Origin of the sequence: Actinomadura sp. GC306 (assembly GCF_004348665.1) — a bacterium.
GTDB lineage: Bacteria > Actinomycetota > Actinomycetes > Streptosporangiales > Streptosporangiaceae > Spirillospora.
In genome coordinates this window covers 1-6,804 of sequence record NZ_SMKM01000326.1, presented here as the reverse complement: position 1 = coordinate 6,804, position 6,804 = coordinate 1, and the positions used below count along the sequence as shown (strand labels likewise).

The window sequence follows — 6,804 nt, the reverse complement described above, 5'->3', positions numbered from 1 at the left end:
GTCCCGGACGTGACGGAGAACGCGTTCGCCGTCACCAACTGATCGCGCGTGACCACATGGGGGAGCGCCGCCGACAGCGAAGCGAGGAAGAACCGGTTCACGCCCAGCACGACGAGGACCCCGAGGAAGAAGAAGGTCCCGTCCTGCCCCGCCGCGACCAGCGCCGCGACGAGCAGCACCAGCACGGCCCGCAGCACCGGTGTCCACACGAGGATCTGCCGCCGCCGCCAGCGGTCGATGAACACGCCGACGAACGGCCCGAGCGCCGAGTAGGGCAGCAGCGTCACCGCGAACGCCGCCGCCGCCTTCGCCGCGGTCGTCTGCCGCTCGGGCGAGAAGAACACGTACCCCGCGAGCGCGACCTGGAAGACCCCGTCGGTCAGCTGCGACGCGATCCGAGTCGCATAGAGCCGCCGAAAGTCCCGCCCCCGCAGAATCCCCCGCAACTCACCAGACCGCACCAGGTCACCCTATGCCGCCCACATCCCAACACGACCCCGACCACCCATAACGCCGGAACCGCGACGACCTCAGCCCCACAGCAACCCCGCAATAACCTCAACGCCTGCGATCGCGTCCGAAGGCAGGTTTCGAGCCTGCGAGAAACCTGATCGCGCAGCGAGCCGCCAGGCGAGTTCGGAGCGATGCAGCGATCGCGCGCAGTGCCCGTTGAAGGAAGGTGCTCTAGCGCCTGACCGCCGAGGACACTGCTAAAGCCATACGCGGGTGTAGTCGTAGCTGGCCGTGGTCGGGAGGAAGTAGGCGCCGTGGACGCGGGAGGAGTGGAAGATCGTGTGGGAGCGGCTGAGCAGCGGGATGATCGCCGCGTCCTCCATGATCTTCTGGTCGGCCTGCTGCCAGTAGCCGGCGGCGTGCGAGGGCTCGGGGGCGGTGAGGGCGGCGTCGATGAGGGCGTTGACCTCGGGGTTGTCGTAGCCGCCGTAGTTGGTGGAGTTCTGCCCGTAGCCGCGTCCGTCGAAGAGCGGCTGGATGATGGAGCGGCCGTTGTTGCCGTACCAGTCGGGCGTCCAGCCGGGGGCGGCGATGTCCCAGCGGCCGCCGCGGGTGTTCGCGGGGGTGGAGATCGTCCCGGCGTAGAAGGAGCCGCCGGAGTCGGCGGTGAGCTCGGTCTTCACGCCGCAGGCGTCGAGGTTCTCGGCGATGGACTGGGCGATGAGCTTGTGGGTGCTGTTGGTGCGGTACGGGAACTTCAGGGTGAGGTCGCCGTGGCCGGTCTTGCCGAGCAGCTCGCGGCACTTGGCGGGATCGCCGGACTCGCCGGGCGTCGGATAGTGGTTCGCCGGGGCGTAGCCGGAGCTGCCGGGCGGGATCACCGTGTGCAGCGGCTGCGCCACCGACGGGCCGCCCACGATCTTGATGAGGGCACTGCGGTCCACGGCGTACTGGAGCGCCTGGCGGACCTCGCGCTTGCCGAGCGCGCCGCCGTTGTTCGGGCTGAGCGTGTTGAACACCAGGTACGGGCTGTTGCTCGGGGTCTCCCGGATCGCGAACCGCGGGTCGTCGCGCAGCCGGGGGATCGCGGACGTCGGGACGGGCTGGTCCCAGGCGAGGTCGGCGGAGCCCTGTTCGATCTGCTGCTGGACGGTCTCCGGCGAGTCCTGCCCGAGGGTGATCTGGATCTTCTCCACGTGCCGCTCGCGGAGCGGGTCGCTCTGCTGCCGCCAGACCGGGTTGTGGGTGAGCAGGTAGGACATGCCCGGCTTGTATTCGCTGATCTGGTACGGGCCGTTCGACAGGGTGTTCTGCCGGAATTCCGCCGAATCCGGGACGTACCTGTCGTACTCCTGGGGTGCGGCGGCCGCGTACGGCAGCGCCAGCAGGTTCAGGAAGTCGCTCGCGGGCTTCTTCAGCTCGAAGACCAGCGTCCGGTCGTCCTTGGCGCGGAGCCCGTCGATCTGCTGGGCGCGCTGGTAGGCGGCCATCGCCTCGGCGCTCTTCGCGTCGACGGCGGAGTAGCCGTCGCAGAACTCCGCCATGCCCTTGATCGTGGAGATGAAGTACCCCTTGCCGCCGGACGGGGACGCGGGGTTGCACAGCCGCTTGAAGCCGCGGACGAAGTCGTGCGCGGTCACCGGGCGCGGCGGCTCGGTGTTCCACCGGACGCCCTCGCGCAGCCGCAACGTGTACGTGCGGCGGTTCTTGGAGATGTCGCCGTTCTCGCGCGTCGGGAGCCGTGCGGCGATGTCGGGCCGGACGGGGATCGTCTCCTGGAAGTCGTTGGACGCCCGCGTCCCGAGCAGCGTCCGCGCGAACGTGCGGGCCAGCGCGTAGCCGCCGACGCTCGCCACGGCGGACGGGTCGAGGTGCCCGACGTCCGACGAGCCGATGATCCGCAGCGTGCCGCCGTCGCGGGGGCGGCCCGCCGCGGACGCGTCGTCGCCTCCCCCGGCGCACCCCGTGAGCCCGAGCGCGAGCACCGTGAACCCCGCCGTCACCCTGCATATCTCGCGTGCCATGACGTTCTCACCTCACGATTCGGAAGCCGACGCGCAGTCACCGACGGTGTCACATTAAAGCCGGAGGGTGACAAGGGGGCGGTACATCACCGTTTTCCCTAGAGAAGTAAGGACGCCCCGGCAGTGGATGTCCACTGCCGGGGCGTCCCTTGGGAACTTTGTGATCAGACTCTCAGCAGGTCAGCGCTCGACGTCGCCGCGGATGAAGCTCTCCACCGCCTCGTGCGCCTGGTCGTCGCTGTACTGCTCGGGCGGCGACTTCATGAAGTAGGAGCTGGCCGACAGGATCGGGCCGCCGATGCCGCGGTCCTTGGCGATCTTCGCGGCGCGCACCGCGTCGATGATCACGCCGGCGGAGTTCGGGGAGTCCCAGACCTCCAGCTTGTACTCCAGGTTGAGGGGCGTGTCGCCGAACGAGCGGCCCTCCAGCCGGACGTAGGCCCACTTGCGGTCGTCCAGCCACGGCACGTGGTCGGACGGGCCGATGTGCACGTCCGCCTTCGCCATCTCGTGCGGGATCTGCGAGGTCACCGACTGCGTCTTGGAGATCTTCTTCGACTGGAGGCGCTTGCGCTCCAGCATGTTCATGAAGTCCATGTTGCCGCCGAAGTTGAGCTGGTACGTGCGCAGCAGCTCGACCCCGCGGTCCTCGAAGAGGCGGGCCATGACGCGGTGGGTGATGGTCGCGCCGACCTGCGACTTGATGTCGTCGCCGACGATCGGGACGCCGGCGTCGGTGAACTTCTGGGCCCACTCGGGGTCGCTGGCGATGAAGACGGGCAGCGCGTTGACGAAGGCGACCTTGGCGTCCAGGGCGCACTGCGCGTAGTAGCGGTCGGCCTCCTCCGAACCCACCGGCAGGTACGACACCAGGACGTCGACCTCGGCGTCCTTCAGCGCCTGCACCACGTCCACCGGCTCGGCGCCGGACTCCTCGACCATGTCCAGGTAGTACTCGCCGAGGCCGTCCAGGGTCGGGCCGCGCTGCACGGTCACACCGGTCGGCGGGACGTCCGCGAACTTGATCGTGTTGTTCTCGCTGGCGTGAATGGCCTCGGACAGGTCCATTCCGACCTTCTTGGCGTCCACGTCGAACGCCGCGACGAACTCGACGTCACCCACGTGGTAGTCGCCGAACTGCACGTGCATCAGGCCGGGGACTCGCGTCTCGGGGGCCGCGTCCTTGTAGAACTCGACACCCTGGACGAGCGAAGAGGCGCAGTTGCCCACACCAACGATGGCTACGCGCACCGAACCCATCCGGTTGCTCCTTCTCTCTTGCGGAACATGTGGTGTTTCTTCACCCGACCCCGGTGCCGCCGGTCAGCGGTCGTGATCCCGAGGCATGTCCTGTGTGGTGGTTTCAGAAGACCTGTCTTGCCTGTCCTGCTCGGCTTGCCGCCGTTCGGCCTGCTGCTCCTGCTCGGCACGCTCGCGTCCGATGAGCTCGTTCAGCCATCTGACCTCGCGCTCGACGGACTCCAGCCCGTGGTTCTGCAGTTCCAGGGTGTAGGAGTCGACCCTCTCGCGCGTGCGCGCGAGAGCCGCGCGGAAAGCCTCCAGTCGTTCCTCCAGCCGGCTGCGCCGGCCTTCGAGGATCCGTAGCCGGACGTCGGCGCGGGTGTGCGAGAAGAAGGCGAAGCGGACGCCGAACCCCTCGTCCTCCCACGACGCCGGACCGGCCTCGGTCAGCAGCTCCTGGAGGCGCTCCTTGCCATCGGCGGTGAGCTTGTAAACAATCTTGGAGCGGCGGCTCTGCAGCGCCAGTGCCGTGTGCTCCTCCGGACGGTCCTCCATGATGAGCCCGCTCGCGAGGAGCTGCTTCAGGCACGGATAGAGGGAGCCGTAGGAGAATGCGCGGAACATGCCGAGCACGGCGTTGAGCCGCTTGCGGAGCTCGTAGCCGTGCATCGGGGACTCGTGCAGGAGGCCGAGCACGGCGAGCTCCAGCACGCCCGCGCCCTTCTTGGCCGCCATCCGGACCCCTTCAGCGAAAGCCGATGTATCGATGTGATGTATCGAGTCAATGTATCGGCTCGATACATCGCCAAGATACGTAGCGCGGCCCGTCCTGGCAAGTGCGGATCCGCCGGGACGTCCCCGGCTCCGCTTACCCTGCAGGCATGCGGGGCGGGAGCCGACCATGAGACCGAGGCTGGTCGTCGACTACGGCCTCGCGAAGCGGGCGGCCCTCGCCGAACTGAGGTCCGGTTCGCTGACCAGGGACGACGCCTGCGACGCCCACCCCTACCTCCTGCGTGCGGCCCGGTACCACGGCGAACCGGCCGGCGAGCGGTGCCCGGTCTGCCGGCATGAACCCCTGACCCACGTCACGTACGTATATGGGGACGAGCTGGGCCGCTACGCGGGACGCGTCAAGGCCGCCGCCGAACTGGCCGAGATGGACCGCGAATACGGAGAATTCAGGGTGTATGTGGTGGAAGTGTGTCAAAGTTGCGCATGGAACCACCTGGCGAAGTCGTACGTCCTCGGCCATGGGGAGCAGGGCCCCGAACGGTAGCAAGCAGAGGAGGAGCCGCCGGCCGCAGTGTTCGGCGAGGGCGTTGACCAGCCAGGACGTATCTTCGCCGTGCACACGCTCCCCCCGCTCACCAGCCCGCACAGTACTCTTCGGACGGCGCACGAGTCGTTCCAACGCTGGGGAGCGATCCCCTGCCCTTGGCAACAACCAGCTGTCCCCTGTTGATGAGGTCGCGTGAGTAATCCAAGCCAGCCCCGACCGGAACCCGGGTCGCAGAGGCCGGGCGGGCAGCAGGTCCCCCGCCCCGGCGACTCCGGCGACCCCGCCTATCCGGGTGCCCCCCGCGAATCCGCGACGGACGGCCCCGCCGCCCAGGCCGGCCCGCCGGGCAGCGCGCAGAGCCCCGGCTTCATGAGCGGCCACGCCGTCCCCGGCGGCGGCACCCTCTCCGGCGGCGGCAGCGGATCGAGCGACCCCCTGTCAGGCGGATTCCCCCCACCGGCCGGCTCAGGCGCACACCGCGCCCCCGGCAGCGCGAGCGGCGAGAACTACCCCAGCGCGCCCGGTGGCGCCCCCGGTAACGAAAACTTCCCCGGCGGTTCGACCTCGCCCGGCATGTCCGGCGCAGCGGGAACCGGCGGCGCGGGCGGCGAGAGCTTCTCCAGCGGCACGGGTTCGCACGATACGTCCGGCATGTCCGGTGGCGCGCCGAGTGGGGCCGGCGGCGCGGGCGGTCCGAGCTTCTCTAGCGGTTCCGGTGCGCATGGCATGCCCGGCGCGCCGGGTGGCGGGCCAGGCGGGGCCGGCGGCGCGGGCGGCGCGGGCTTTTCTGGCGGTTCGGGCTCGCACGGCATGCCCGGCGCGGCCGGCGGCGGGCTGGGCGGAGCCGGTGACTCGGGTTCGCACGGAACGTCGGGCATGGCCGGCGGATCTGGCGCCGCGGGCGGTCCGAGCTTCTCTGACGGCTCGGGTTCGCCCGGTATGTCTGGCATGGCTGGTGGCGGACCGGGCGGGTCCGGTGCTTCAGGTTCGCGCGGTTTGTCCGGCGGGCCGGGCGGCGCGGGCCTTTCTGGGGGCTCAGGAACGCCCGGTATGTCCGGCATGGCTGGCGGTGTGCCGGGTGGAGCCGGTAATTCGGGCAGCGCGGGCTTTGCGGGCGGCTCGGGCGGTGCCGGCGGTCAGAGCCTCCCAAGCAGTTCGGGCTCGCCCGGTATGTCTGGCATGCCCGGTGGTGCGCCGGGTGGAGGCGGTGGCTCCGGCGGCGAGGGCTTTTCCAGCGGTTCGGGTTCGCATGGGATGTCCGGCTCGGCCGGCGGCGGGCCGGGCGGAGCCGGTGGTTCTGGGGCGTTGAGCGGGTCTGGGGCGCCTGGTGGTAGAGCGGGCGGTCCTGGCTCGGGCGGTGGGCCGGGCGGTGGCGGTCTGCCCGGTGGTTATGGGATGTCGGGTGGTGCCGGTGATTCCGGGGCGCCGCCTACGGCTCCTGGGCCTGCCATTCCCTCGGGTGCGGGTGCGCCTGGTGGGGCTTTCGGAGGGTCGAGTGCGCCGCCGACCGCGCCCGGTCCCGCTATTCGCGGGGACGTCGGTGCGCCCGGTGGCGGTGGTCCGTCCAATGGGTACGGGCCGCCTGCGGGGTTCGGCGGGCCTGGTGGTCCGGGTGGTCCCGGGGCGGGGATGCCCGGTGGTCCAGGCGGGCCAGGTGTGGCCGGTGCGCACGGCATGGCCGGTGCGGGCATGGCCGCGGGGGCCGGGTTCGGGACGGCCGCGAAGCCCGGGATCAAGGACAAGCTCGGCGAGTTGCAGAAGGTCAGGCAGGAACTCGGGGCGAAGGTCACCTCGCAGTTCAAG

4 protein-coding genes and 1 pseudogene are annotated in these 6,804 nt (G+C 70.1%); 1 reads left to right on the top strand and 4 read right to left on the bottom strand.

Going from position 1 to position 6,804, the window contains the following annotated elements; translation table 11 throughout:
• The 4 genes and pseudogenes from E1200_RS29580 to E1200_RS29565 all read right to left on the bottom strand — a co-directional run.
• Nucleotides 1-461 (bottom strand): annotated as a pseudogene (locus E1200_RS29580) (MFS transporter); the annotation flags it as partial.
• A 249-nt stretch (nucleotides 462-710) separates the two neighbouring features.
• The gene (locus E1200_RS29575; protein ID WP_131955373.1) at nucleotides 711-2,477 is read right to left on the bottom strand and encodes an ABC transporter substrate-binding protein; all 1,767 of its coding nucleotides are present in this window, start codon (nucleotides 2,475-2,477) and stop codon (nucleotides 711-713) included.
• A gap of 180 nt (nucleotides 2,478-2,657) precedes the next feature.
• Nucleotides 2,658-3,737, bottom strand: a complete 1,080-nt coding sequence (locus E1200_RS29570) for an inositol-3-phosphate synthase (RefSeq protein ID WP_131955372.1) — start codon at nucleotides 3,735-3,737, stop codon at nucleotides 2,658-2,660.
• A gap of 63 nt (nucleotides 3,738-3,800) precedes the next feature.
• Nucleotides 3,801-4,454, bottom strand: a complete 654-nt coding sequence (locus E1200_RS29565; protein ID WP_131955371.1) for a PadR family transcriptional regulator — start codon at nucleotides 4,452-4,454, stop codon at nucleotides 3,801-3,803.
• Between the two features lie 166 nt (nucleotides 4,455-4,620).
• Here E1200_RS29565 and E1200_RS29560 point away from each other — a divergent pair, with 166 nt between their 5' ends.
• Nucleotides 4,621-4,998 carry a DUF5318 family protein gene (locus E1200_RS29560; RefSeq protein WP_131955370.1) on the top strand — a complete coding sequence of 126 codons (378 nt, stop codon included), beginning with the start codon at nucleotides 4,621-4,623 and terminating at the stop codon, nucleotides 4,996-4,998.
• Nucleotides 4,999-6,804: the final 1,806 nt, after the last annotated feature.